We start from the raw sequence: 26782 nt of genomic DNA on the forward strand, positions 1-26782 counted from the left end.
TCTTATCCACACTGCAGCTAACAGCAAGGGACGTGATAATAATGAAGAAATTTTTAGGAAACAAGACGGCGATTGCACTATTCACGCTGCCTGCTCTCCTTGTGTATACAATCATGGTATTTTACCCGATTATGCAGACCTTCTTCCGCAGTTTATATGAATGGGACGGTCTTACGGCGGGAACCTTCATTGGTCTGGATAACTATAAGAACCTGTTTACGGATAGCGTGTTCTTTACCTCTGTCTACAATGGGCTGATTTTTGCGGGCATCATCACGGTTACTCAAATCGGTATTGCCTCTATTCTGGCCTTTGCCATAGCCGATGGGGCCGTTAGAGGCCGCCGGCTGCTGCGAATCAGTTATTTCATCCCGGTGGTGCTGTCGGTTACCGTGGTCTGCCAATTGTGGCTGTCCATTTACAACGGGCAATACGGCCTGATGAATAAGCTTTTTGAGATGCTCGGCATGTCCTACCGTCAAGACTGGCTGTCGGGCAGCAAGTCGGCCATCATCGCTGTCGCCTTCGTTAATGCCTGGCAGTACATGGGCTACCACTTCGCCCTGCTCCTGGCGGGAGTAAGATCAGTGCCGGAGCAATATATGGAGGCTGCCCGTATTGACGGTGCGACCAAGCTGCAGGCGATCCGCAAAATCATGATTCCCATGATGGCCGAAACGTATAAATTCTGTCTGGTCTTCGCCGTTACAGGGGGCCTTAACGCTTTTGCCAATATGTATATTATGACCGGTGGTGGACCAGGGACTTCAACCTATACACTTACCTACCTGATGTATCGTTCCGCTTTCCGTGTAGGAGAGTTCGGTTATGGAAGTGCGGCGGCGGCTATGCTGGTCATCGAATGCCTCCTTGCCACCCTGATTATTAACCGTCTGGTTGCCAGAGAACGAATTACTTATTAAAGGAAGTGTACAAATATGGCCCAGCTACTCAAAAAGGTGCGACAATACAACCTGCCCGTTACAGGCTTTATGTGGCTGTATGCACTGTTATCGGTTTACCCCTTGGTCTGGATGATTTTTTACTCGCTCAAAAATAACGACGAGATCTTCGTAACCAATCCCTTCGGGTTCCCAACTCATTTAAGATTCGAAAACTATACGCAGGCCTGGTCCAACTATAATGTGCCGGTGTACTTCATGAACAGCGTGCTTGTCGCCGCAGCAACCGTTAGCGGAGCAATCATCCTGTCGGTTATGTTCTCTTATGCGACGGCAAGGCTGCAGTGGCGCCTGCGGGGAATTGCACACACCTACATCCTGATAGGCATGTTCATCCCGATACAGGTGATTATGATTCCGCTGGCTATTCTCGTCAGAGATTTCCATCTGGCCAATACGTATGGCGCACTCATTGTGCCTTATATCGCCTTTAACCTGTCATTCACCTCAATTGTGTTCTATGGTTTCTTCCGTAGTATTCCCGGCGAGCTGGAGGAATCGGCATGTATCGACGGAGCCTCCATCTACCGTACGTTCTTCAGCATCATGCTGCCGATTATTAAACCGGCGCTTGCCACGATGGTTATCTTCATCTTCCTGAACTCCTGGAATGAGTTCACGATGGCCGTCATCCTAATTACCAAAGAAAGCCTGAAGACCTTGCCGCTTGGCCTGCTGTTCTTCCAAGGCCAATTCACAACCGACTGGGGCGCCATGGGGGCGGCAATGACCATTGCCAGCCTGCCTACCGTCCTGATCTACATGATCTTCAGCGAGCAGGTCGAAAATGCGCTTACGGTCGGGTCGGCGGTAAAAGGGTAACAATGTCCCAGTTAATGTGAACCCAAACTTTTCAGCCCTTTCGCTTCCCTGTAGGAAGTCGGAAGGGCATTATTTGTATACTGGGGTATTTACCCACTCACCTTACACCGAGCGTTCCATAAAAACAGGCCCCCTTTTTATAGAGGACCTGCTTATCATTCATCCGTGCCGTAAGATTAATATTTCACGGTTATCATCTCAGACTGGCCATTACCCTTAGACGCAAGTAATGTCACGCTTCGCAAAGTATCGTTAACTTTGAGCAGAATCAAAGGCGACGCCCCTTGCTCACCGCTTGCCAGCACAGTCTGAGTCCCCTTTGTGTCATAAAGACTCCAGCTGTTATTATTCAGATCCTGCACAAATAGTGTGTTTCCGAGCAGCTCAGTTGTCCATCCGTACACATCCTGATCCGAGACAAATTTAGCAGTTAAAGATTGTATCAGCTTCCCGGTAGCCAGCTGGTAGCGGTAAAATGTCGGTTGTGGAGCCTCCGGGCTGATTATAGAGGCACCCATTCGTTCTTCATGTGATGTACCCACGAGCAGATCTTTCCCGGAAATCTGGTATTGAATGTTGTGTCCGCCCAGCCTCTGTTTACTGTCAAAAGGTATTGAATACTCCTGCTTGGTATACAAGTTAATTACACGCAGTAAATATGTGGTTGTTCCAATCCCCGAAGCATTATATTCGGCAACAACGTAAGGGTAGCCCGGATATTTAATGTCGGCAAGTTGAATGTTCTCGTAAGCATCACTAGGACTCATTTTAAGATTATATTTCACTGCGCTGGTCTTCCAGGGGCTCTGGAATAGCTGGAACTGTTCACTCGACACAATAGCAATTCGTTCCGGAACGTTTCCACTTGGTGCTGACCATCTTATATAAAAGGATTCGTTGTCGTTGTTAGTTGGAAGCTTAAGAGCGTAATGATAGTTGTCGCTGCTTAATTCCATTCCGTTATAGCCGAAGACGATTTTTTTAATCGCCTTTTTTTCTTCGGTTATAAGAACAATTTTTTGTGAAACATTGACTACAGCAAGATCATACACCTTAAGCGTCCTACTCCATAACACGGTATGAAGCGAAGTGTCCAGAACTTGAACCGTACTGGACTCATCTGCGTTCCGATTCAACAACAATACTTGATTGTCCTTAAGCGGGGTAACCGATGGTGCATAGATTCCTCCGCTTGTAAAGGCTGTATCCGGCAATGCAATTGAGGTGAAAGCAGTGCTGGCAGCACCTGCCGGTATCGCCAGCGCGTTTAGCATGAACAACAAAACAAGGGTAAACAATGAGATTTTTTTCATGTTCTCCTGTCCTTTCGAGTGCAATAACCATCTCTGATGACAGAGATGGTTATTGTATCTTTGTTATTTGGTAAAAAGATAGCTCTCTACAAGGCTGTTAGTCACTACATTATTAGTCGTATAATCGATGTGTCCCCCATGAAGCCAAACGTCATTTGCAAGACCAGGTACTTGTGCGGGATAAAGGAAACCGGCACTATTGTTAGTTAAGAATCTCGTATTTCTCCACACTGCCGGTGTGGTAAACGAATAATGGAAATCAGAGGTCGTAGAGGTAGGGTTATTCATCGCAATTGCGGTAACGCGCTTAACCGATCTCCCCGTTGAACCAAGATTAGGAAATTTAACTACATAAATGTCACTGAAGTTGATCTGCTCTCTTATTGTCAGAGTACTATCTGTAGAATAATAGTAGACTTTGTATCCGCTAATGGTATCTCCGCCGTTATATTTCTTGGATCTGTACACATATGTAAGCTCAGTTCCATTAGGTTGCGGATAATTATTGTCGTCACCTGTTGTAACTTGATGTGAAACTTTAGCATGAAAAACCGGATACCAGCCAGCAGCTGTGGTTTGAGAATAAACTCCTTCAAATCCTACTTCTGCTACACCATCGACCCCGGTATACATATAGGCAGCCTCTCCATAGCTATAAGCGTTAGTTATATCATAAGATGGGAATGTGACGGAGTCTGCTACAAGTCCATTATAGATGGTTGAACTGCTTGCAGGGGTCTGAAGCCTATGAAATGCCCCTGTGTTATTACCACTACTGCTTCCTTGATTAACAAGGGCTGTTGCGAGTTTGATATTAGATTTTCTGCTGGCAACTTTATTATCGTTGAACACGACTTTTTTATTAAATTCTGCTTTTACATCCCCTTTCTTTGAACTCGTAGCTTCCTGTAAGTTACCGTTCTCATCGATAACAAGAGTGAAGACCTCAGCATTTTTTAGTTTTTCTATTTTTTGCTTGGTCTCATTTTTCAAATCCCCACTGGCCAGCATATTGTTGACAGTACTATTGAAATCACTATCATCCATCCTTGAGACCGTTGCTGACTGCCTTGATACACCTCCATCTAACATCAATTCCGTTTGGATAGCATCTTTAATATTACTATCGTATTCCACTGGTACTGATTGCGCATTTGCCGTGAAATTTGGAACCATTGCGAATAAGAGCGACATAGACAAAATAAATTTAGTTTTTGTTAATATATTTTCTCCTTTGGCTGAATGGAATATATCTGAATGCTGGCCAGCAGTCTATTTAAATAGAAAAGTCATTGATTGGTATTTATTGTATCCTTTTATATCTTAATCCTTATATAAAAATTATAAATGTGCAAAACAACATATTTACAAAAAAAGGATTATAATATAGTATATTTATGTAATTTTACCAGAATAATATAAGAGGAGTGTGCCAAATATAGAAGCTCCCACATGTTTTAGTAAAGACGATGTTAATCAAAATTTGGTCCGTTCATTCCGCACAGAAGTAACAAAGCTTAGTGTGCTTATCTCTGTTGTATTGATGATCCTTCTCGTCAACGATGCAGGTGTAATCATTGATTTAATCTACTCATTGGAAGCGATGCAGGAAGGTATAAATCTAGAGGGGCTCGGAATCGGATTGAACTTAGCTGATTACAACTTTGGACTAAATGCTTTGTCTCTTTCCATGAAGATGGAAATGATAGGAATCGTTAGGGGAGCTGAACATACGTTTCCTGCCTTCCAAGAATGGAACAGCATTGCCGTACCGCTTTTGACAGATGGAAAAACAACTGGCTATATCACTATGTTTTTTAATAGAAACCAGCCCTCTGAGTTCGCCATTCCGTTTCTATATCAGTTAGGAACTGCTGTCACTCGAGGGGCGGAAGATAGAAAATCAAATCGAGATTTAAATAATCTTAATAAACAGTTTGATCAATACAAGCTGTCTCCAAGAGAACGGGAGGTTGCGACAAGCTGGTATTTGGAAAAGAGTGCTCTTTATATCTCTAGTCTACTTGGAATTACAGAGGGTACAGTACGCAACACTCTAAACAATATTTATACTAAAATGAATGTTAGCGACAGGAAACAGTTCATTAATAAACTGATTTGCTCCATGAACTAAACAGGACATCCCCTGAGATAATATCTAAACAGACCAAAAACAGCATGGCTCAAGCGGGAGTTCATTCCCCATCGGAGCCATGCTGTTTGTTGATTTCATTGTCCTATAATTTTTTCCTCACCGCAGGATTCATGTACTAGATTTAGAAATAAGCCTGCTTTTGCGGTGCTTCTTCACGCAGGCCCAGCGACTGTGTAATGGACGCCAGCACCTCCTGAAGCATTTCGGGATTTGCCGCCAGGGACACGCCATAGGAAGGGATCATTTCTTTAATCTTCGGCTCCCACTCCTTCATATGCTGCGGGAAGCACTTCTCCAGCACCTCCAGCATGACATGAACAGCCGTAGACGCTCCCGGAGATGCGCCAAGCAGCGCTGCTACCGAGCCATCGGCGGCGCTGACCACCTCCGTGCCGAATTGAAGCGTCCCTTTGCCATCCGCGGTATCCTTGATTACCTGCACGCGCTGGCCGGCAACGACGATTTTCCAGTCTTCGCTTTTGGCGTTTGGAATAAACTCGCGTAATTCATTCATCCGCTGTTCATTCGACAACATCAGCTGCTGAATCAGATATTTGGTCAGAGCCATTTCCTTGGCACCTGCTGCCAGCATCGTGAACAGATTATTCGGTTTAACCGAATTAATCAGATCCAGATTGGACCCTGTTTTGAGGAACTTCGGCGAGAAGCCGGCAAACGGCCCGAACAGCAGCGCCTTCGTATTGCCGATATACCGGGTATCCAGATGCGGAACCGACATAGGCGGAGCACCGAGCTTGGCTTTACCGTATACTTTGGCATGATGCCGCGCGACAACCTCAGGATTCTGGCAGACCATGAATAATCCGCTCACCGGAAACCCTCCGATATGTTTGGACTCCGGGATGCCGGTTTTTTGCAATAAAGACAGGCTTCCGCCGCCGGCACCGATAAAGACGAATTTGGCCGCATGGTATTCAATCTGCCCGTTATCCAGATTCTGCACTTTAACCTTCCACAAGCCATCGCCAGTCCGTTTAATATCCTTAATCCCGTGCTTGTAGTGGACCTCAACCTTCCGGCTTTGCAGATGGTCGAATAGCAGCCGGGTCAACGCGCCAAAGTTAACATCGGTGCCCGCGTCGGTTTTGGTTGCGGCGACCGGCTGATTCGGGGTGCGTCCCTCCATCATCAGCGGAATCCATTCCTTCAGCTTCCGGGGGTCATCGGAGAACTCCATCCCTTGAAACAGCGGATTTTTTGATAGCGCTTTAAATCGCTTGTTCAAAAAACTAACCGCCTGCTCCCCCTCTACCCAGCTCATGTGCGGGATCGGCATAATGAAGTCCTGCGGACGGCGGATTAAATTGTGGTTCACCAGATAAGACCAGAACTGTCTGGAGAGCTGGAACTGTTCGTTGATTTTGACAGCTTTACTGATGTCTACCGACCCGTCGGGCTTCTCGGACGTATAGTTGAGCTCACACAGTGCGGCATGACCCGTACCTGCATTGTTCCATTCGTTAGAGCTTTCTTCTCCCGCGCCTGCAAGCTTCTCAAACACTTTAATTTCCCAGTCCGGGGCCAGCTCTTTCAGCAAAGCTCCCAAAGTCGCACTCATGACTCCTGCACCAATTAAGATAATGTCTGTTTTTTTCTGTACGCTGCTCATAAAAAACCTTCCTTATCTCTTGTATATTTGCAATAAAGAAGCCGGGCCGCTCAGGGGCTAAAAGAAGCAAGGCTCCACTCAGGGATACTATGAAAAGGTTATCGGCTATTATCAGATAATTATATACAATTTGAAGCAAATAAAAAATCAAAAGTTCAGCGCCGCTGCCTCCAGCTGTCTAATCACTTCGGTGCGCGCCTGCTCCGTGAAATCCAGTCCGCCGCCCGTTTGAACGATCCGCCCTTCTCCGATCCGTCTGTCCAGCCAATCGCTGACAAAGCCCGGAGCGTATCCGCCCTGCCCGAACTCGCCGCCGAAGGCAATCATCGAAGGGTACACCTCAAGATATGCCTCACGGCTTGGCTGCGGATAGGCATTCGTATACAGCCAGAACTGCACATCATACATGAGCAGCGACAATTCATCTGCGTGAAAAGAGAAGTACCCCTTCTCTTCAACAATACGCGTGCACACCGCCCGGATTCTGGACTCTAGCTGCTCTGCTTCTGTTACCCGGCTGCACAGCTCCGTCAGCAGAGGCGAGAACCGGCCCTCTGTTACCTTGCGCAGATCCTCTTCCTTATCTTCCTCTAAGGTATCGAATACCTCCTCATTCACCAGCCCGCGGATAAAGGACTCGAAATCGGGCGCCAGATACGTAATTTCGTAGTTATCCTCCTGATCCACATGAATAACCTCGGGCTCCCCGTCCTTCCCGCAGTAGCGGTAATCCAGCATGATCACATCATGTCCGGCTGACGGACAATCGCAGATCACCACGCCAATGTCAGGATAACCCCATTCTTCAATCATGAACGGACTGCCCAGCTCTCCGCAGAGGGAGTATTGTTTGTCCCTGCCGATGCCCATAATCCCCGTGATAGCGACGTGATCCTCCGCCCAGGAGGTCGCTTCTTCTGTAGGAAAGCATGTATTATACGGAACACCGCCGTTGTGCTGCTTCATCAGCGCAATGTAGGAAGCCGGCAGCTTGTAGCCGAGTTCCTCCTCAACTGAGGCGATCAGCTGATCACCAGGCGGCTCCAAGACATATTCCTTCAGGGCATAGTCACTGTCATCCCAGAAGGCAGACAAGTCCATCCCTTCAAAAGGCACCGCCCGCTCCGTTTGCTCAGAATCTCTCTGCTGTCTGCTGAGCTCCCGTCTCATGGATGTCAGCTTTGCTTTAGCCGCCTTTTGCCAGCTCCACTCGAGCAGTCTTGCCGAATCGCCGTCATCCGGATCAAGGGCCACCGCGTGGCCGAACGCCTGCGAAGCTTCCTCATATCTCTTGAGATAATAATAAGAATATCCTATGCGGAAATGCCACAGCGGGTCATTCTGCCCTTCCCCGGCTACCTGCTGAAACTGCTCCAGCCCTTCCTCATAACGTTCCAGATTGTTATACGCTCTGCCCAGGCTGCTGATGATCCCGTAATCCCGTTCACCCGGAGGAATCTCCAGCAGAGTGTCAACAATACGCTGATGCTCGCCGTCCTCATGCCATTTTGCCAGCTGTGCGGTCAGGATAGTATCCATAGTCTGTGACCTGCCTCCCCAGTCGAAATATGATGCTATTATTCTACCAGACTGGAGACAGCAAATGGAAATCAGCAGAACCTTCACGCTAAAGGAAATAAGGTTCTTTTGTCGAATACCTATGCACTAACCGGCTATTTGTACAATTTTTGCCAATAACACCACGGGAGGAATGAATCATATGGCTTTTACGATTAACAATCTTAAAGATAACCATAATGTTGTGATTAAGGAGCAGCTCGGCGGATTTACTGTGATCGAATACAAAGAGGATTTGAGCAGTACCACGATGCTGGAAGCACAATCCAACTACTTCATGAGCAAGATCAATATGCGCAATAAGCAGCTGATGATCGAACTGAATAACAGTGAGGTTATGCTGAGCGCGGGTGCTATGCAGTATATGGTGGGGAATATTGAAATGACCTCAGGTGTGAAGGGTGTCGGCGGTCTGATGCGCAATATTGTATCCAGTGCAGTCTCCGGATCCAGTGCGATCAAGCCGCTTTATAAGGGGACGGGTACGATTCTTTTGGAAACCACCTACAAGTACCTGTGGTTAATTGACGTCGACAACGACCATATTGTCATAGACGATGGCATGTTCCTGGCTTGCGAGACCACGCTTGAGATCGCTGTAGCTGCGCGTAAGAACCTGTCCTCTGCCGCGCTCGGCGGAGAAGGCCTGTTCAATCTAAGTGCCCGCGGCAAAGGCATCCTGGCCCTGGAAGCTCCGATCCCCACTGAAGAAGCTGTTGTGGTTGAACTGCGGAACGATGTGCTGAAGGTGGATGGTAATTTTGCGCTCATGTGGTCCAATTCACTGGACTTCACCGTCGAGAAATCCGGAAAAACCAAACTGGGCTCCGCCGCATCCGGCGAAGGACTGGTCAATGTGTACCGCGGAACCGGCATGGTATGGCTGGCACCGCTGATGCAATACAAGAACAGCCCGTTCACACCTGCCGCTGCACGGCCTTAAGGGCCCGGCAAACAAGGCTTATCATAGTAGACATCTGCAATAAGTTAAGCCGCCAAGCGCGTGCCGGTACTCCACCGGTGCGCGCTGTTTGTGCTGTCACTCTTGTCTCTTGACTTAAGTCAATGAAGCGCCATTACCCGCTGAGTACAATAGAATTATCTACTCAAATAGGGGGTCATATTGATGTCTGCTGCAGTGGCACGAACCGGTGGTATTTCAATTATTCTGATGGCGGTGGCCGCCGCAATTTCGTACGGAACAATTCATGGAAGTCTTATTATTGAGGGGGATGCTGCCGCTACCATCAGCCACCTGACAGCTTCTCCTCTGCTGTTCAGAGTTGAAATTCTCGGCTGGGTGCTGATTATAGCCTGTGACATCATAGCCGCCTGGGCATTGTATACGGTTCTGAAGCCGGTGGATAAGGGACTGTCCCTGCTGGGCGCATGGCTGCGTCTATCCTATACAGCGGTACTCGCCGTTGCCGTCTCCTGTCTGGTTGTCGTCTCACTGCTTACAGGCAGCAGGGGGCAAGAGCTATCCGGCTTCACATCCGGTGAGCTGCAGGCGGAAGTGATGCTTTTTCTCGGGGCTTTTGAAGCGGTATGGTCAATCGGTCTGATTCTGTTTGGGGGCCATCTGCTGATTGTGGGGCTGCTGGCGTTACGGTCGCGGAACATTCCGAAGCTGCTTACCATTCTGTTGCTGCTGGCCGCAGCCGGTTATGCCGTTGTGCATCTGAGCCGCACCCTTGCTCCGGGGGGTGAGGATGTTATTCAAGTGGTGGAATGGATATTCATGCTGCCGATGACTGCGGGAGAGCTGGGCCTTGGCCTATGGCTGCTCTTCAGAATTCCAGCTCCGCGAATTCCCGGTAAATCCGCTTCTTGATCCGGCTCAGCGACTCCGGCGTCATTCCAAGATAGCTCGCCAATTGATGCTGGGGAACACGGCTGATGAGTCCCGGTCTTTGGTGAAGCAGAGCCTTCAGACGTTCTTCGGGCGTAGAAGCAATAAAAGCGGCAAACTCCTCCTGTACCTGCCCGAAGCTCTCTTCAATCATCCGGCGGGTCATCATCTCCAGCTGTGTGTGTTTGGCATACATCTCCCTCTCCGTATCCAGCGGGCCGACGACGAGTACTGAGTCCTCCAGACAGGTCAGCGTGTAATCCGACGATTTATCCGGCTTATGCGCATTAAAGATGGAGATCGCCTGCTCCTCGGTATAGAAGTTGGAAGTCACTTCCCGGCCTGAAACGTCAACGGCATGCTGCCGCACGCATCCCTTAAGGACAAAATAACATTTTCCCGGGACCTCTCCCTGTCTCAGCAGAACCGTTCCTTTACCGTAGGTTTCCACCAGGATTTCATCCAATATGGCGTGCTGCTCTGCCTCACTCAAAGAGGTCAGCCGGGTCATATATTGTTGCAATAGCTGCTTCATCCTCAGACCTTCCCTCCGGCTACAAAATGAACTGTGATATGCTCCATTGTAGCAGGATTTAGCAGGTCCAAATCACACATTTATGCCCTTTCGAGAATTAATTCCTTTTTTAAGCGGCCCAGCTGCAAAAGATGATGCCGGTAGTGCATCTCAACTAGCAGGAACCATTCCTCCGCACTCAGCCCGCCGAACCGCGGATGAGGCACCGTATTTTGCCGGGACGCTTCCGCGAGCACAGGTTCAATGTCCTTCATCCTCCGGATGACCGTGTGCAATCCTTGAATCAGCTGCTCTTTGCTCTCCGGCTGCTCCGGCGTATATTGCGGGGAAGGCGGAACCTGAACCCGGATAGGCGGAAAACTGCCTTGGGCAAAAATAGCCGCACCGGCCTCGGTTTTTTCCGCTGAAGCTCCCTGTAGTTCTTGAGCCGGCTCCAGGCATTGATCCACATTGCGAAGCTGCATATACAGCGCCGAATTAATGAGATGCTGAAACATCTGTCCGATAGACCACCCGTTGTCACTTGGCGTTTGCTTTAGTTGATCCAGACTGAATTTATCCAGCTCCTGCAGATAATATGCTGTTGTTTCTTCAAATCGTTGTAAGGCTTCCTTTGTTGTAACCATCGTTTTCAGCTCCCTTTGTCATCTTTCTTCCCAAGTATACAAAAGCGCTACTGACAACATTATGTCAGTAGCGTTTTAACATATTCTCCAATTCATTTCTCATCCGCTGCCGGAAGGATTCCGGCTCCAGTACAACTACTCCGCCTCCCCAGCTGAGCACGTATTGCAGCAATTCCTCCGGCTGCCGGACCCGAAAGGTCATCAGCAGCCCTTCCGGATGATCTTCTATGGTTTCTAAATAATAGTTATTCGATTCCTTCACCTTATCCGCCATGTCAGGCTGAACCAGAATGCGGACAAGAATATTGCGTTCATCCGGAGGCTTGTATGCCTCTAAATTGAAATCCGCCGGCAGCTTAAAGCCTGCTTCCAGTTCCATCAGCTCCGTCATCCGGGACAACCGGAAATGACGGATGTCCTGGCGCAGCTCACACCATCCCGTCAGTACCCATGCCCCCTGGTGAAGCACAAGTCCATAGGGAGCCACTGTACGCATACTTCGCCGGTTCCCGTCCGCTTCAGCGACTCTTTTGGCATAGCGGAAGCTTACTTTCCGCTCCTCTACAATCGCCCGGCGAATCGTCTCTAAGTAGGCCCTCTCTAGGAGCCGCCCCGCATCTTCAGCGGTTGCAAGCAGCCGGAAGCTTTTGCGTATCCGGGCGGCCTCACTGCTGACCGGTTCCGGCAGGATGGCTTCAATCTTCCTCCTGGAAGTCCGGGATTTGCTCCCGTAATGGGGATCAAACCACTGCTCAATGAAATCCGTCCCGATAAGCAGGGTCACGGCTTCTTCCACCGTGAAACTGACCGGCGGCAGGAAGTACCCGTCCATTAAGGTGTATCCCTGGCCGGGCGCCCCTACCACGGATACGCCGGCTTCACTCAGTGCCTGAATGTCCCTGTAGATGGTTCTTACGCTGGTTTCAAATATAGCGGCTAAATCCTCCGCCCGTAACATTTTACCCCGCTGCAGTTCAAGCACTATGGCTAGCATACGGTCCGTTTTGTTCATTTGGCAGCCTCCTTCCCGGGAGTTTGGTTTGATTTCATTCTGCTATCCAATAAGTATTGAGAAAGGCAGTCCTGAACCCGGCCCGTTCCATATTCGCGTGGCTGGCCGAACCGAACTCCACATCTGTATAAACCGTTTTGTTTTGACGGGATTGAGGTACAGTAGGGGGATTTCCTCCAACTAAACTCATGTGGACGGGAGGGAGACAGACCCTAGTAGGAATTTCTCCCACTACTATCTCCCAGATGGCTAAAAATCAGCCCGATTTCTGGCGAAAATGAAACCCACTCAACACACCTGAACTTATTATAATGATTTCTGCGCTTCCATTTCCACATTTAAACCTTGAAGCTGCCTGCAAGCGGGCTACCTTCCTTGGCCCTAAGTCTACGTGTTCAAAAAAGAGCAGCGATTCTCCGGTAAACGAAAGAATCGCTGCTCTGCTGTCTTATCTCTTTATGGAATCCCTGTTACAGTTACAATTCTTCAATTAACGCCTTGATTGAGCTATCGGTCTCCAAAGCGCGGATAATGAGCGACACGGCTTCGGCGCGCGTGGCATTGCTTCGCGGGGCGAAGGACGAAGCCGCTACCCCTTGAATCAGATTAGACGAGGCTGCCTGCTTAATGACTGCGGCTGCCCAGTAATCGCTGCTCACATCCGTGAAGCTTACCGGTGTGCCCGTCTGAAGAAGCGAATCGTGGAATTCGCAGTCACGAACAACGTGACTGTGATCTTGGCCTATTACCCGCCGTACCACAATTGAACGTGTGTGGGGGAGACTGGAACAACACTGGAATGGCGCTCTTCTGGAAACGGAGACAACGGTCTATCGCTACGCCAAGACCATGACGTGGAAAGGACAGCACCCGCTCGTTGTGGCTCCCGATTTCCCCCTCATATCTGAAAAATAAATGAACCCCTCACGGGACAAATGCTTATACACACTTTTACGTGGGTTCATATCTATGGAGGGTAAGAATGGGGAAGGGGATGTGAGAAGTTGAAATACAAAGTTAAAGTTCGCAGCGGCAGTAATTTCCGCAGCTTGTGCCGAAAAGTGAAACGGTGCCCGAGAAAAAGGATGGCTCCTCCAGACATCGGGTTACTGTTCGATGGTGCACTTTCCGCAGAAGTCACCGGAGGGCTCAACCAGGCTCTGGACAGCGGCATTCAGCAGCTTGTGCAAAGTGATGCCGTTACTGCCGCACAAATTGAAGCAAATATAGAGACGGTTGACGACCTTGATATCGATGCCACAGGAATTGGCCCGGAAGAAATGCAGTTGCTTACACAAGTGCCAGGGCTTTTGCTCGAAATGCCCCCGCCAGCGTTCACTACGATCATAATAGGTAATGGTACGGCTGCTCCTCCGCAGGTGGTTAGTCCTCAACAATTTAATTTTCTGGTTTTGAATGGGGATGACGATGATGACGCACCACCGCCTCCTCCTGCTCAGGCGGAAATTGTAACGCAACGGTTAATCATTGCTGAATTCCAAATCCCGCAATTCAAACTTGGTTTCATACCCTTGTCCAAACCTATAAAAATTCCTGCCCAAAGCAAAACGTTTACAATTCCTGCGATCAGCAAAACGCTTAGTATTCCTGGCGTCAGCGCGTCTGTTGGCAACCGATTCGGCAGAATAAGCCTGTCTATACCTGGTATTTCCAAGACATTTTCAATTGGCCCGTATAGAAAAAAGGTAACGATTGGACCGATTAATAAAACTATCCCCACGAATATTCCTATCCTGGAAATAGCTGAATCCACTCAAGTTCTTTATATTGATTTGAAATATCCGGCAATTTCCGGTACGAAAGATGTAAAAAAAATCGTAAATGAATGTTTTCAGAAGGCAAAAGATGCAGCAGTCCAGCAATTGTTGATTTATGTGGCTTTTGCAGCCTCCAGCGGTGGTGCGTCGCTCATTATTGCTTTCCAGCAAGCCTTTCAGGCATTCCAACAGACCTTTACGGACTGTCTTAAAGATAGTATAGAAAACTTAAGCATAGATATAGCAGGTCCCGGTCTGGCTACGAAGAATATGGGTCCATTCAAACCCTTTTATTTATTTTTTAAATAAATCAGCTTTCTTCAGGCCGCTTCAATAAATCTGCCGAAAATCGAATTTTAAGCCACTGACCTGAAAATTCAGACAGTGGCTTATTCTAGCTACTTAAGATTTGGCGTGATCAGCAAGTGTAATGTCACTTTCTGTTAGTTACAGAGCGGTATGGGGAAGGTACTATAATAGTTGATACAGCCAAAGGAGACCCTTATGCATGAAGTCTCAACCCTCTGACCCTATTAGAATCCCGCCACCCTAAACTTAACATAAGGATCCCTGTATGATATTCGCTGACATGACGTACCGTTTGCAAGTAGGAAGGAAGCCCGAAAAATACCGAGTAAAAAGAACGTTAACGAGCATGAATTCGACCTTAACCCAAGTCATAGCAGCTGCCTCCGGTTGGGTACCGGGAGCAGCTTATAGCCTAGCGTCTTTTTTCAGTGTCTAAAATGGGGTCAGTCCCATACGGAAGAATCGCTGCTCTGCTGTCTTATCGCTATATTGAATCCCTGTTACGATTACAACTCTTCAATTAACGCCTTGATGGAGCTGTCGGTCTCCAAAGCGCGGATAATGAGCGACACGGCTTCGGCGCGGGTAGCATTGCTTCGCGGCGCGAAGGACGAAGCCGCTACCCCCTGAATCAGATTAGATGAGGCAGCCTGCTTAATGGCTGCGGCAGCCCAGTAATCGCTGCTCACATCTGTGAAGCTTACCGGTGTACCTGTCTGAAGCACTCCAAGGTTCAGCATACGGCCGATGATCGTTACCATTTCGGCACGGGAGATCGTGGCCCCCGGTTTGAAGCTGCCGTCCGCGTAGCCGGTTATGATTCCCTTCTCCGCCAAAGCGCCGATATAACCGGCAGCCCAATTCGAGCCGGCATCCCGGAATTCAGCTCCAGCCGGATTAGCCTGCAGTCCGAAGGCACGGGCGATCATCGCTGTGAATTCAGCTCTGGTGACCGGAGCATTCGGACGGAAGGAGCCATCTGCGTACCCGTCGATAATCTGCAGCTTCACAGCTGCTGCAATCGTGCTGCCGCCCCAGTGGCCTATGGTGTCGCTGAATGTTTTGTTGATGTTCTTCGTTGCGGCAATGGCATCACTCACTGTTTTCCGGACCGTTTCCCGGCTGACTACACCCGCCTGGAAAGGATTCACTTGATCCACCGGTGCTTGTGTACCCGGTTGTTCCCCTGGTACTGCAGGATTGGCAGGGGCACTTGTTGTACCGCCTGTGGTCCCGCCCGGGGAGTTGTTTGAGCCTCCTGAATTCGGGTTGCCGCTGCTGGTCGTGTCGGTAATAATGAGCCCAACCTGATGGTTCTGATAGACAATCAGGGCGCTGCGCGTGCTAGGCAGACCGTCAATCTGGACGGAAGTGAACTCGCCGTTTCGCTGACTGCCGCCATGGGTAATAAGCGGGATCAGTCCGCCGGCAGGTACATAGTTGTTCGCAAAATGCACCTTCAGCTTCCCGTTCGTATTGACTGCCCCTTTAATGTCGAGTACATCACCCGCACCGGTAAGGTTGAGCTCGAGGGTGCCCTCCGCAGTCTGCGTGAAGTCTCCTCCGATCGTCATTTTGCCGTAGACGTTCTCCACTACCGAGCCGCGGGTGTTCAGCACACTACCGCTGCCGAAGGCCGTTGCCGAATCGCCTTCGAGGGTGCCGCCGCTTACCTGGGTACCGCCGGAATACGTATTGCTACCCGTCAGCTTCAAGGTGCCGGTGCCCTCCTTAGTCAGTTTACCTGTGCCGGATATATCGTTCCGCCAGCGGTCAGCTGCATAGAAGCCGCCTTTGCCGGCATCCATCGTTACTGTAACATCTGTATTGAAAGCGCTATATCCGTCAGCTGCGGCGAAGAGATTCAGCCTTCCCCAGCCTTCCGGATCATCCAGCAGCGGATAACCGGACTGAATTCCGGTAGTGGCCAGCACTGCCCGGCGCTGCTCAGCACTCAGATAAGGCAGCCGGGTTTCCAGTAGTACTTCTGCCCCCTTGGGAACAACCACAGGCTTGGCTGCGGAGTTGATCTGCGGGAAGCCGTAGGTCAGTCTCTGGGTGAACTGTGCCTTGTTCTTCTCATAATCGCTGAACCGGTCTTCCGCCGTCCCGGTCTCTGTCAACAGGGCTTCGTGAGCCTGATCATAGGCAGCCTTCTTCAGCTCAGCATTATCCGGATCAGCCAGGGTCGCCGCCGCGAGCGCTGTCGCCATGACGCGTCCGCCCATCACATCGAACGGAGAATGCATGCCCGCGATAATCCGGCTGTTCCCCATCTCTGAAGCCCGGGTCAGCAGCTCCTGGAACCGTTCGGGCACCGCGTAAGCAAGTGACAATGCGGCAAGATAGGAGGCGTTGGTATGACCGCTCGGGAAGCCGCCATCTGTAGCCGGTGTTGCGCTCATTGCCGGCACCAGAGTAGGCACGATGATCGAAGGGTCCTTCCAGCGAAACGGACGCATATAGTTGTAGAAATTTTTAGCCTGGGATGTTGATGCATAGTTGCCGCGGATCTTTCCGATCAGGTCAACCATTTTACCCAGTTCGGAATCTGAATTACCACCTTTATTAGCGCCGTTGCCGTCATTGTACTTCACCGTAGTCGCGTCAGCCGGGATGCTGGTAATTGTCGTGTACGTACCTGATTTGGCACGGTATACCTCGGACAGCGAACCAAGGCCGTCGGCAGCTCCATAAGTCTGGTTCCTGCGGTCATCGTAATACGCCATCTCTTCCTCTGCCTTGGTACGGGTGGCAGCAAGATCAGCTACATATTGAATGTTGGCATCCAGAATGCTGCTGTTCAGCTTGGTGCCGTTATCCCAGGATGTGCCGGGTGTCCAGAGCTCCAGGAATCCGGAGAGGATCCCGATGGCCGGGTTGGAGTAGACCGCCATATTAACCGGAGTGTTGTTCTTGTAGTTGTCTACGAAATGTCCCCATTTCGGAGCAGCCGGCAGTTCGATCGAAGAATCTGCTGAAGCCGCAGCCGCAGGATGTACCGTGACAGAATTAGTGAGGAGAACCAGACCCGCAGCAACAGATAGCAACCTTCTTTTAGACTGTGTGTTCAATTGTGTTAGCCCCTATCCTAATTAGTATTCGATTCGAATCGGTCTCAATGTAGCATCGCAGGCCCGGGTCTTCAATATGACAATTTCGCAATTCTATCAATTTGGGAACATTTCAGCCGGATTTAGCAATTTTATATTCCTTTAACATAAATCATGAATAGTTGCAGTAGGGACTAGTGTATAATCCGCCTGGGAGGAGAATACGCCTTGAAAAAATGGAGTTCAGCATTCACCAGCCTGGCTATATCGTACATTTCTATTGTTCTTGTCATTGTTCTCTTGCTCTGTTCTGTTTTTTATATTTATTTCTCAAGTCACTATAAGGAAGAATTGAGAAGCCGGAATCAGCTGATCCTTAAAAATACCGCCGGAACCATTGAAGCTTCCGTGCTGCAAAGAGTCCAGCAGATCTATCTGGAGGTCTCCCTGAAGCAGACGGCAACGCTGCGTCTGCTCGCCGGTGCTTCTTTTTCATCGAATCTCAGTAAAGTAAGCAGCCTTCAGGATATGCTCCAGGCGGAGGTGGCCAGCAACTCGGACATCATACAGGCGGTGCATCTGTATTCCCCAGGGCAGCAGGTTATGCTCTCCTCGCTCTATGGGCTGAAATACAACGCTGATCAGGGGACCGGTGCAGCGTTTTGGATGGACTGGATTAACGGAATGGGCAATAACCCCCTCAACAGCCTGTGGACTGAAGCACGCTGGGTGCCCGAAGATATCAGCTCCAGCGTACCGGGCGGCAGCGGCAGTCACCTGATCACCTATGCGCACAGTTATCCCTTTCAGTCCTCCGGCGCAGACAGTGATTTAATCATTGCAATAGACGTGAAAGAGAGCGCAATACGCGCCATAATGCAGAATATGATGCCCCCGCAATATCAGAGCACCTTTATTTCCGGCCCTTCCGGAAGCATGATGGCAGGTTCCGATCAGGCTCCGATGGCTCAGAGGGCCGGCTATGCTTCCAGCATTGCGAAGGCATGGACCTCTCCGGATGAAGCCGGGAGCTTTAGCGAGAACATTAACGATACCTCTTACGTGATTTCGTATCAGACGCTGCCATCGGCCGGCTGGAAAATATTCAGCGCCGCTCCGGCCAGCCTGTTCTATGAGAGATGGAGTGTTGTCCAGCAGCTCATCCTGGGAATTTGTCTGTTCGCCCTTGTACTGGGCATCGGCCTGTCGGGAATTCTGGCAAAAGCAAACTATAGCCCGATCAAACGGCTGCTCGGTACAATCAGGGACTTCACCGGCCCTGCGCCTGAGCAGGCCATGAACGAGTTCAAAGTCATCGACTCCGCCTTCATCCGTCTAAATGATAAAGTCAGCAGTCTGGAAGATACCCTGCAGGCCAGCACCCCGCATATCAAACAGAATCTGATCCTGAACCTTCTGCAGAACAGCACTGCCAGTGAACCTATGGCAATAGATCCGGAGTTCCTGGGGATCTCCCTGGAGCATACCCATTTCTGCTGTCTGCTCCTGAATACACGGGGGGCTTACACACACATGAGCTCCACTCATATTCAAACAGCAATGGCCCGGATAACCAGTCAACTGGAGGAAATCCGGTTTCCGGGAATCCGGATCATTGCCGAAGAGCTCCCGGACAAACGGATTATTGGAATTGTATGCGCACGTGAAGCATCCGGGGATCTTGTGGAGCAGATCTCGCAGCTTATGGTATCGGAGGGCAGGCAGCAGTTCCAGATGGAGGTGCAGCTCTCGCAGGGGCGCTGGGTAAGCGCAGTGGCTGATCTTCATATCAGCTATTCCGAGGCGCAGACGTTGATGAAATACGCCTATTTTCTACCCGAGACCGTTATTTTGAATGACCGGAGCCTCCTGGAGCGGGAGAGCAGTCTTGATGAAATTCCGCAGCCGGCCCTGCTGAAGTTCAAAGATAAGCTCCAGGCCCGCAAGCTTGACGAGATCGCTGCAGCTCTTGAGCAGTTGATTACTCCCATGCGCGAAGACCGCTTCCCTGCCGATTACTGCCACTTCATTCTGGCGAATACCGTGTTTGTCTACTCTGATTATTTGAAAAGCATCCGCTATAAGCATCCTGTTCACGGACACATGGATCTGTATAACGAATATATTGCCCTCTCCAATATCCTTCATTTCCGGGAGTGGCTCCTCCATTCGATTACGGCCTTCATCGCCGAGACCGAGAAGCGGAACAGCGACAGGGCACTGTCTACGATTGAAGCGGCCAAGCAATATATCGAGCGCCACCTGTCCGGGGATCTGTCTCTGGATGCTGTGTCCTCCAAGGTATTCATCAGCCCGAAGTATTTGAGTAAGCTTTTTAAGGAGGAGCTCGGCGTCACCTATACAGACTACATCACCGGCAGGCGTATGGAACAGGCCAAACGGCTTCTTGCAAATAACGATATGTCCATCGATCAAATTGCGGTTACGGTCGGCTATGGGACTACGGCTTATTTCATCAAGCGGTTTAAGGAGATGTATGGCTGTACGCCGGGGAATTACCTGCGTACCGTTAATGAGGTACAGCTGCTGCAAGCAGAGACTAGTTTTGGATAAGGATGGTATCTCATGATAAAAAACACATTCCGGCGTTATGCCGCCTTAACGGCCATGCCTTTGGTTCTGCTTGTCCTCAGTTTAAGCAGCGGCTGCACCCGACTGCAGGACTGGCGGTCGGCTGCACAGGAGCCTCCGGACGCTCCAGCTTCGGCCGCCCCCAGGTACACGATCTCCTGGACGATGCATCAGAACCTGCCGGTGCCCGAAGATGCGGAGATGGTGAGGTACGTGGAGGAGAAATTCAAGGTAAATCTGGACATCTGGAATCTGGCGAACAATAAATACGAGACGCTCCTTAATTTGAAGCTGGTCCAGGGTTCCGTCCCGGATCTGTTCCGGGTCAGACAGACTCAGGATCTGCTGAACTATCAGCAGCAGGGCCTGATCGCCGAAATCCCCAGAGAGATCCTGAACACGTATGCGCCTAATATCATGAGAGCTATCCGGAAATATGCGCCTGCTTACCAGGACTTTGGCGTGATCGACGGTAAGTATTACGGCATCCCTGTCGTCAATCCTACTAATATCTACCGGGTTCCTGTAGTCTACCGGCAGGATTGGCTGGACAAGCTTGGCCTACAGGTGCCACAGACGCTGTCTGATTTCGAGAAGATCATCTACGCCTTCGCGAATGAAGACCCCGACGGCAACAGCATCAAGGATACCTACGGCTTGTCTCTGGAAGGAATGAATGTGGTCTTCGGCGCATTCGGACAGATGGTCTTTACCGATCAGCTCTACTTCGGGAAGAAGGATGAGCAGCTGGTCATTGGCGCTTTGGAGCCGGAAATGAAGGAAGCTCTGCACTATCTCCGCAAATGGTACCGTGACGGGGTGATTGATCCGGAGTTTATCACCGGGGAGAACAAGGGCGGCTACAAGCATCTGTCCCATGCCTTTATCAATGGCCGGATCGGCATGACCTCTATGGGCAATTACTATCACTGGATTCAGGATGGTGATTACATGACCTGGAGCTATGATGGCCAGAAGAAGGCCCAAGAGGTCCCGGTGAAGGCCACTTTTAATGTGAAGGAATTAACTGCCAAGAATCCGCAGGCCCGGATTGTCTTCGGCCGGCCCTTTAGCGGACCGGAGGGCAAACGCGGCTCCAAAGCCTACGACATGCTGATGAGCTTCACGGCGGTCGGCGCGAATGCCGCTAGCGAGCCGGGCAAGCTTGCGGCCATCCTGCAGATTCTGGACTACGTCAGCGCGAATCCCGACCCGGATACAGATGCCGCGATGAAATACGGGGTTCAGGGGACGCATTGGGCCTGGGCAGGAAGCGCCAAGAAGGAGATCGTCCTGCTGCCTCCATATGAACAGACCTTCAGTTATCAGAATACGATCGGCACGAATATAGGCATGACAATGCCGGTCATGCCTGCGGACCGGAGAGAGCAGTGGGCTTCATCCCTGGGGCTGGATCAGGACGGAATCTACAACGCCCTGGGGGTTGCCACTCCCGCTCTGGTCAGGAACGGCCCTGAGCTTATTAAGCTTAGAAACCAGGCCTACATCGCTTTTATAACAGGGGAACGGCCGCTAGAGGAGTTCGGTGAGTTCGTGAAGGAATTTATGGCAGCGGGCGGTACTGAGGTGCTGTGGGAGGCGAATGAGTAGCCGGCAAACCGAAAGGACGGTATCATACGGATTATAATCCTGCGCCTATACAAAAAGACACCCGCCAGCTTGTGGCGGGTGTCCTTTATATCTAATATCTATTGGATATCCGTCGCTATACTGCCTTCTTTCACCCTTTTGCTTGGTCTTGGATACAGAATAAATAACAGAACAAACCATAGAGGAGTAAACAATAACGCCGGACGTGTTTCTTCAGCGATCAGCATAATAATGAGTATCGCAGCAAACAAAGCTAAAACTACATAATTAATTGCCGGCGTTAAGGGAGCTTTGAATTTGGATGCAGCCTGCAATTCCGGCCGGGTCTTCTTATATTTAATATGGCACACCAGAACGACGCCCCAAACCCATATAAAACAAATGGCACTGATCGTGGTCACAATTCCAAAAGCCTGCTCCGGAATAAGTTTGCTCAATAGAGCGCCTGCCGAAATAACAAGCGTTGAAATGAACAGCGAGTTTCCAGGTACATGATTCTTATTCAATTTGGAAAAGTGAGCGGACGCCTGCCGGTTCTTACCCAAATTATAGAGAATCCGGCTTGTCGAGAACATCCCGCTGTTGCAAGCAGAGGCGGCTGAAGTTAATACGACGAAATTAATGACCCCGGCAGCGATTGGAATTCCTACTAAGCTAAAGGTTTTCACAAAAGGGCTTTCTGACGCATTGAGCTCCGTCCATGGGTTAATGCACAGCAGGACAAAAAGCGCGCCCACATAGAAAAAGAGAATCCGCAGCGGAATTTTATTGATGGCCGACGGGATATTTTTCTCGGGATTGGAGGTCTCTGCTGCCGATACGCCCACCAGCTCTACACCGACATAAGCGAAGACAACCATTTGGAAGGAAAATAAGAACCCTTTAACACCGTTCGGGAATACGCCCCCGTGTTCCCAGAGGTTGCGTACCGTCACCGATCCTGCATCCGTCTTAAATCCCATAACCAGTAAAATAACTCCGATGCCAATTAAGGCGAGAATCGTGATGACCTTAATTAGAGCAAACCAAAACTCGAGCTCGCCGAAGTTTTTGACGGTCAATAAGTTAAGCCCTAATAAAATGACCAGGCAGGCGATAGCAGGTACCCATTGCGGGATATCAAACCAATATTGCACATACACCCCAACAGCGATGACATCGGCCATAGCCGTCATAATCCAACAGAACCAATACGTCCATCCGGTAATGAATGCGGCCCGGGGTCCGAGATAATCCCCGGCAATATCCGTAAACGATTGATATCCCGCTTTGGACAGCAGGAGTTCACCGAGTGCCCTCATCACAAAAAACACGGCAATCCCTACGATTAAATACGTAATCATAATGGATGGACCTGCCTGCTGAATCGCTTTGCCCGAGCCTAAGAATAATCCCGTACCAATTGTGCCGCCGATCGCAATCAGTTGAACATGCCGATTGGCCAGCTCTCTCTTTAATTCCGATTGTGCCATAACCCGTTCCCCCTTAATGAATTACATTGCAATGATGCCAATAAAAAAAGAGATTGGATGTCATCCAATCTCCCGGTTCATAAGAATATGAAATAATACTTGCCCTGCTGACAGCTGTCAGCATAACAAATACATATTCCTTACTCTTCTGTCCTTTTGCCTGAGATTGTGAACCCTTCGGCGCCGCGGTTTCCCGCAGTCTCTCCAGAAGCTGCTCCTGCTATAGTGTGATCCATAGCAATCATAGCTTGCGAATTATGAAGTTAGGTCTTACTGTCTTTCTGATATTCTAACATATTACTTGTGATGTGAATATTGAGGCAGTGATAAAAGTCTCCACTAATCCGTGGTAAATGGATCCAGTACGGCCAGGGGAGACATTCCCTAACCGACCAGCTTATCGGGCCACCATTCGCAGCAGCAAATCCACCGGCGGAATAGAGTAGCCCTCGCCTAAAACCATGACGCCGGAAAGGACCGTTAAATAAGCGGAAATCAGTTGCTCCGTATGCCCCTGCACAATTTCGCCTTTCTCCTGTCCCTCTGTAAAGATCGGTAGCAGCTGGTCAACATAGAGGCTCATAGGATGCTGCTCAATCAGCTTCCGGGCCGCTTCCGGAACCCCCTCGGAGTTGCGTGCCTGGTGCATCAGCATAAAGAACGGAGCCCCACTCTCATCCAGCATGGCTTCGGTCATGAGTCTTATCTTATCCAAAGGCGTACCTGGTGCTTGGTGCAAGTTCCCGAATTCGGCAAGCGAAGTTTCCACGGCTTCCTGTATCAATGTAGTGAACAAATCTTCTTTAGATTTATAGTAATGATAAAAAAGCCCGTGGCTCACGCCGGCCTCTTGTGCAATCATACTAATTTTGGTTCCTGTAATTCCACGGCGGGAAAAAACCTTAGTCGCCGCTTTTTTAATTTGCTCTTTCCGTTCGTCGTACAATTGCTGCAATTGATGCTCATTTAAACGTGGAATGGATGTTCCCCCCCTGCAAGGTTAGCTAAGAAAATTCCTTTTTATCTGAATTGCGATTTCTGCCGGAGCGTTCTTATTATCCGGTCCGAAATGATCTAATTGGGGAAACACGACGGCCTGACTTTCAGCGATCGTATGATTCAGCGTTTGAATCATTTCTTTTATAGTGTTCGGGCTTTTCCCGCCTGCCATTAATAGTGTACCCGCACCTATTTCCCGGTATTGCGAGTACAAAGCTTGAAAACGTCTGACTTCCCGGTGCTCCTTTAAATTTTCGGGCAAGAGCCTCTGGATTTTATCCCAGCGTTCCCCGCGTACCATTATACTCAAAATAAATTTTGCATACCACATTGGCAGTCGCGTTAGCGGAGTGTGTCCGGATCCTCTTACAAAACTTGCAAATGCTGCTCTGGAATCGTTCTTATCCATTGCTCTCTCGTAATCATCCAGCCAATCCCAGTTTGTTGTCTCTATACACACGCCGGGTTCATAAACGGCCAACCTGGTAACAGAGGGTTCAAGCCTTGCAAACTGCAGTGAGACAAGACCTCCGTAGCTATGTCCGAACAAAAAGGAGGCGCCCGTTACCTGCTTTATCATTTGGAGATCCTCGATTTCCTTCTCCATGGAATATTCCGGTCCTTGCGGACCGCTCCGTCCATGACCTCTCCGATCTATTACATGGACCGTAAATGAATCCGACAGTTCTTCGGCCAATTTTGCAAAATCACCAGAATCGCTAAGGGCCCCGTGAACGATAATCAAGCCCGGCCCTTTGCCGATGCTTTTATAACTAATTTCAGTGCCATCCTTCGAAACAATCGCGGAGGTTTTAAAAGCGGATTTAACATTTGACATTCTCCAGCACCACCGTTATTTTTGATTGACTCATTCAGTCAATTAAAATAATACTGGATTGCGGCTTCGTTGTAAATACATTTCCACTTGGAATGAGGCATGAATTGTCAAAAAGAATAAAAAGAGGCACCCTATGGGTGCCTTTGGCTTCTCCGCTATGAGGATTCAGCTAGTAAGTTCTGTAATAAAGAATAGCCTTGCTTTAAGCTTCTGCTATTGTCCGGATACCGCGCTGCCATACTCCGCGAATCGATAACGTGTCCGAAATATTCGCTGTCGGGTCCCCGTCAACCAACACCAAATCCGCCCGCGCTCCCTCTACGATAGTTCCGCGGTCGGTCAGGCCGAAACGGCGGGCTATTTTCGAGGTAGCTGACTGAAGGGCTTCTACAGGGGTGAACCCCGCTTCTACTAATAGCTGCATCTCATGGTGTACACTGGCTCCATGGGCAAGTCCGCCCAGCGATGGAACCGGTACTGAGACATCCGTACCCACCAGGATATCTACGCCAGCACGATGAAGATCCATTACATTCCGGTAGTTATCTTCCATGCTGCCTTGAGGGTAAGTATTGAAGCTGGCATTCAGCGTGTCGATCCATTCCGGACTGAGCTTGGAGCTCACACGCGGATCCCCCGCCAATTCCGATGCAGGGTTGCCGATAATCGAGGAGTTCAAGACGAGGCAGGGTGTAACAAAAGCGCCCGCCTCTGCAATCATTCTCACCAGCTCCGGAGTGTTTTCGGGCCGGTCAATAAATAAGTGAGCGAGTCCCTCAACCCCGACTTCTATGGCTTGCCGGGCAGATTCGGCAGTCAATACATGGGCAATTGCAATCTTGTGATGACGGTGCGCTTCCTCTACAGCGGCTCTCAGAATATCCTTACTTAGAACAGGCAGACCGGGCGCTGCTAATACTGTCCCTTCTTCAATCATAATCTTGATATAGTCCGCTCCTTCTCTTACTTGTTCGTTTACAAATGCCAGGGCTTCTTCCCGGTTTGTTACCGTGGGTGCCTCTCCATGGTCATGCGCATGGGCAGCCAGCATGGCATTGCGATCTTCCTCGCTCATCTTCTCCAATTCCTTCAGTACAAAATCCGGGATTTCGCCATCCCCCGGCATGAGTTCATCAGGATGACCGCCTGGAGGTGTGACCGCCATTCCGGCAGATCGTACATCGGCAATATCTCCGATTCCTTTCAATTGTGCCTCGCGGCCGCTTTTGGTGAATCCGCCCATCATTTCCAGTTCAGTTGTCACTCCGAATTTCAGTGCATCCCGCAGGCCCTCTACGGAAGTGTGAACGTGAGCATCTATCAGACCGGGCAGCAAAGTCCCTCCTTCTGCGTCGATAATGTCTGCATGCTCCGGTATTTCCCCGCCTACCGATAGGATCTGTTCGCCTTCTATCAGAACCGTAGTAGGTCTGATCACTTTCTCTCCGTCAAATACACGCACATTGGTGATTGCAGTAATCATTGTTTTAGCCTCCTATAATCAAATGCAATTTATGATTGAAATATAACAGTTTGAATTCTAACTGTCAATATAATTATTGATTGTTTTCTAACAGTTTGTCTTTGACATTTTGTTTACCGAAAATTAAGATATTCTTATCATTAGGTTTTAACCTATAGCAAA

Annotated in this window: 21 protein-coding genes, 2 pseudogenes and 1 riboswitch; of the genes and pseudogenes, 9 read left to right on the forward strand and 14 right to left on the reverse strand. The window is 49.6% G+C overall.

Annotated features, from left to right (window positions below):
* Positions 1–41 precede the first annotated feature (41 nt).
* Both QU597_RS28230 and QU597_RS28235 read left to right on the forward strand, forming a co-directional pair.
* Positions 42–923 carry a carbohydrate ABC transporter permease gene (locus tag QU597_RS28230; RefSeq protein ID WP_310830780.1) on the forward strand — a complete coding sequence of 294 codons (882 nt, stop codon included), beginning with the start codon at positions 42–44 and terminating at the stop codon, positions 921–923.
* A 15-nt stretch (positions 924–938) separates the two neighbouring features.
* Entirely contained in the window at positions 939–1784 is an 846-nt protein-coding gene (locus QU597_RS28235; RefSeq protein ID WP_310830781.1) for a carbohydrate ABC transporter permease, read from the forward strand.
* A gap of 176 nt (positions 1785–1960) precedes the next feature.
* Here QU597_RS28235 and QU597_RS28240 read toward each other — a convergent pair whose 3' ends face one another.
* A complete protein-coding gene (locus tag QU597_RS28240; protein ID WP_310830782.1) occupies positions 1961–3097 on the reverse strand; it encodes a hypothetical protein in 1137 nt (378 codons plus the stop codon).
* A gap of 63 nt (positions 3098–3160) precedes the next feature.
* Positions 3161–4234: a hypothetical protein gene (locus QU597_RS28245; RefSeq protein WP_310830783.1), complete on the reverse strand. Its 1074-nt coding sequence runs from the start codon at positions 4232–4234 to the stop codon at positions 3161–3163.
* A 292-nt stretch (positions 4235–4526) separates the two neighbouring features.
* Between QU597_RS28245 and QU597_RS28250 the strand changes: the two genes are divergently transcribed.
* Complete coding sequence (locus QU597_RS28250) at positions 4527–5231, forward strand: helix-turn-helix transcriptional regulator (protein WP_310830784.1); 705 nt, start codon at positions 4527–4529, stop codon at positions 5229–5231.
* A gap of 142 nt (positions 5232–5373) precedes the next feature.
* Here the strand turns inward: QU597_RS28250 and mqo are convergent, their stop codons facing one another.
* Together mqo and QU597_RS28260 are read right to left on the reverse strand one after the other, a co-directional pair.
* Complete coding sequence (gene mqo / locus QU597_RS28255) at positions 5374–6882, reverse strand: malate dehydrogenase (quinone) (RefSeq protein ID WP_310830785.1); 1509 nt, start codon at positions 6880–6882, stop codon at positions 5374–5376.
* 147 nt (positions 6883–7029) lie between these two features.
* Complete coding sequence (locus tag QU597_RS28260) at positions 7030–8421, reverse strand: SMI1/KNR4 family protein (RefSeq protein WP_310830786.1); 1392 nt, start codon at positions 8419–8421, stop codon at positions 7030–7032.
* Between the two features lie 181 nt (positions 8422–8602).
* Here QU597_RS28260 and QU597_RS28265 point away from each other — a divergent pair, with 181 nt between their 5' ends.
* Positions 8603–9403 (forward strand): AIM24 family protein, encoded by an 801-nt coding sequence (locus tag QU597_RS28265; RefSeq protein WP_310830787.1) that lies wholly within the window; start codon positions 8603–8605, stop codon positions 9401–9403.
* Positions 9404–9586: 183 nt separating this feature from the next.
* On the forward strand, positions 9587–10294 hold the full coding sequence (locus tag QU597_RS28270; protein ID WP_310830788.1) for a DUF4386 domain-containing protein: 708 nt from the start codon (positions 9587–9589) through the stop codon (positions 10292–10294).
* Here the strand turns inward: QU597_RS28270 and QU597_RS28275 are convergent.
* The 4 genes from QU597_RS28275 to QU597_RS28290 all read right to left on the reverse strand — a co-directional run bounded on the left by QU597_RS28275 (position 10251) and on the right by QU597_RS28290 (position 13144).
* On the reverse strand, positions 10251–10847 hold the full coding sequence (locus QU597_RS28275; protein ID WP_310830789.1) for a Crp/Fnr family transcriptional regulator: 597 nt from the start codon (positions 10845–10847) through the stop codon (positions 10251–10253). The two genes, QU597_RS28270 and QU597_RS28275, sit on opposite strands and share 44 nt — an antisense overlap.
* A gap of 80 nt (positions 10848–10927) precedes the next feature.
* Entirely contained in the window at positions 10928–11473 is a 546-nt protein-coding gene (locus tag QU597_RS28280; RefSeq protein WP_310830790.1) for a DinB family protein, read from the reverse strand.
* Positions 11474–11537: 64 nt separating this feature from the next.
* Positions 11538–12485, reverse strand: coding sequence for a helix-turn-helix transcriptional regulator (locus QU597_RS28285; RefSeq protein WP_310830791.1), 948 nt, complete (start codon positions 12483–12485; stop codon positions 11538–11540).
* A gap of 476 nt (positions 12486–12961) precedes the next feature.
* Positions 12962–13144, reverse strand: a complete 183-nt coding sequence (locus QU597_RS28290; RefSeq protein WP_310830792.1) for an S-layer homology domain-containing protein — start codon at positions 13142–13144, stop codon at positions 12962–12964.
* A gap of 15 nt (positions 13145–13159) precedes the next feature.
* Between QU597_RS28290 and QU597_RS28865 the strand changes: the two are divergent.
* Positions 13160–13376, forward strand: a pseudogene (locus QU597_RS28865) (ISAzo13-like element transposase-related protein); the annotation flags it as partial.
* 113 nt (positions 13377–13489) lie between these two features.
* Positions 13490–14572 (forward strand): hypothetical protein, encoded by a 1083-nt coding sequence (locus QU597_RS28295; protein WP_310830793.1) that lies wholly within the window; start codon positions 13490–13492, stop codon positions 14570–14572.
* Between the two features lie 238 nt (positions 14573–14810).
* Here QU597_RS28295 and QU597_RS28845 read toward each other — a convergent pair.
* Both QU597_RS28845 and QU597_RS28300 read right to left on the reverse strand, forming a co-directional pair.
* Positions 14811–14947, reverse strand: a pseudogene (locus QU597_RS28845) (MFS transporter); the annotation flags it as partial.
* Between the two features lie 131 nt (positions 14948–15078).
* A complete protein-coding gene (locus QU597_RS28300; protein WP_310830794.1) occupies positions 15079–17646 on the reverse strand; it encodes an S-layer homology domain-containing protein in 2568 nt (855 codons plus the stop codon).
* Between the two features lie 207 nt (positions 17647–17853).
* Between QU597_RS28300 and QU597_RS28305 the strand changes: the two genes are divergently transcribed.
* Positions 17854–20199 carry a helix-turn-helix domain-containing protein gene (locus QU597_RS28305; RefSeq protein WP_310830795.1) on the forward strand — a complete coding sequence of 782 codons (2346 nt, stop codon included), beginning with the start codon at positions 17854–17856 and terminating at the stop codon, positions 20197–20199.
* A 12-nt stretch (positions 20200–20211) separates the two neighbouring features.
* The gene (locus tag QU597_RS28310) at positions 20212–21828 is read left to right on the forward strand and encodes a type 2 periplasmic-binding domain-containing protein (protein ID WP_310830796.1); all 1617 of its coding nucleotides are present in this window, start codon (positions 20212–20214) and stop codon (positions 21826–21828) included.
* A 98-nt stretch (positions 21829–21926) separates the two neighbouring features.
* Here the strand turns inward: QU597_RS28310 and QU597_RS28315 are convergent, their stop codons facing one another.
* The 4 genes from QU597_RS28315 to QU597_RS28330 form a co-directional block, all read right to left on the reverse strand.
* Positions 21927–23300, reverse strand: a complete 1374-nt coding sequence (locus QU597_RS28315) for an amino acid permease (RefSeq protein WP_310830797.1) — start codon at positions 23298–23300, stop codon at positions 21927–21929.
* Between the two features lie 138 nt (positions 23301–23438).
* Positions 23439–23518: riboswitch (glycine riboswitch) on the reverse strand.
* Positions 23519–23697: 179 nt separating this feature from the next.
* Positions 23698–24255 (reverse strand): TetR/AcrR family transcriptional regulator, encoded by a 558-nt coding sequence (locus tag QU597_RS28320; RefSeq protein ID WP_369698834.1) that lies wholly within the window; start codon positions 24253–24255, stop codon positions 23698–23700.
* Positions 24256–24300: 45 nt separating this feature from the next.
* Positions 24301–25137: an alpha/beta fold hydrolase gene (locus tag QU597_RS28325; RefSeq protein ID WP_310830799.1), complete on the reverse strand. Its 837-nt coding sequence runs from the start codon at positions 25135–25137 to the stop codon at positions 24301–24303.
* Between the two features lie 202 nt (positions 25138–25339).
* Complete coding sequence (locus QU597_RS28330; RefSeq protein WP_310830800.1) at positions 25340–26620, reverse strand: amidohydrolase family protein; 1281 nt, start codon at positions 26618–26620, stop codon at positions 25340–25342.
* Positions 26621–26782: the final 162 nt, after the last annotated feature.

The sequence above is a fragment of the Paenibacillus pedocola genome (assembly GCF_031599675.1).
GTDB classification, from domain to species: domain Bacteria; phylum Bacillota; class Bacilli; order Paenibacillales; family Paenibacillaceae; genus Paenibacillus_AQ; species Paenibacillus_AQ pedocola.

What these genes read in the sequence shown, in the direction of transcription:
- QU597_RS28230 (WP_310830780.1), top strand. Translation starts at nt 42, where the DNA reads ATGAAGAAATTTTTAGGAAACAAGACGGCGATTGCACTATTCACGCTG.
- QU597_RS28235 (WP_310830781.1), top strand. Translation starts at nt 939, where the DNA reads ATGGCCCAGCTACTCAAAAAGGTGCGACAATACAACCTGCCCGTTACA.
- QU597_RS28240 (WP_310830782.1), bottom strand. Translation starts at nt 3,097, where the DNA reads ATGAAAAAAATCTCATTGTTTACCCTTGTTTTGTTGTTCATGCTAAAC.
- mqo (WP_310830785.1), bottom strand. Translation starts at nt 6,882, where the DNA reads ATGAGCAGCGTACAGAAAAAAACAGACATTATCTTAATTGGTGCAGGA.
- QU597_RS28260 (WP_310830786.1), bottom strand. Translation starts at nt 8,421, where the DNA reads ATGGATACTATCCTGACCGCACAGCTGGCAAAATGGCATGAGGACGGC.
- QU597_RS28265 (WP_310830787.1), top strand. Translation starts at nt 8,603, where the DNA reads ATGGCTTTTACGATTAACAATCTTAAAGATAACCATAATGTTGTGATT.
- QU597_RS28270 (WP_310830788.1), top strand. Translation starts at nt 9,587, where the DNA reads ATGTCTGCTGCAGTGGCACGAACCGGTGGTATTTCAATTATTCTGATG.
- QU597_RS28275 (WP_310830789.1), bottom strand. Translation starts at nt 10,847, where the DNA reads ATGAAGCAGCTATTGCAACAATATATGACCCGGCTGACCTCTTTGAGT.
- QU597_RS28280 (WP_310830790.1), bottom strand. Translation starts at nt 11,473, where the DNA reads ATGGTTACAACAAAGGAAGCCTTACAACGATTTGAAGAAACAACAGCA.
- QU597_RS28285 (WP_310830791.1), bottom strand. Translation starts at nt 12,485, where the DNA reads ATGAACAAAACGGACCGTATGCTAGCCATAGTGCTTGAACTGCAGCGG.
- QU597_RS28310 (WP_310830796.1), top strand. Translation starts at nt 20,212, where the DNA reads ATGATAAAAAACACATTCCGGCGTTATGCCGCCTTAACGGCCATGCCT.
- QU597_RS28315 (WP_310830797.1), bottom strand. Translation starts at nt 23,300, where the DNA reads ATGGCACAATCGGAATTAAAGAGAGAGCTGGCCAATCGGCATGTTCAA.
- QU597_RS28325 (WP_310830799.1), bottom strand. Translation starts at nt 25,137, where the DNA reads ATGTCAAATGTTAAATCCGCTTTTAAAACCTCCGCGATTGTTTCGAAG.
- QU597_RS28330 (WP_310830800.1), bottom strand. Translation starts at nt 26,620, where the DNA reads ATGATTACTGCAATCACCAATGTGCGTGTATTTGACGGAGAGAAAGTG.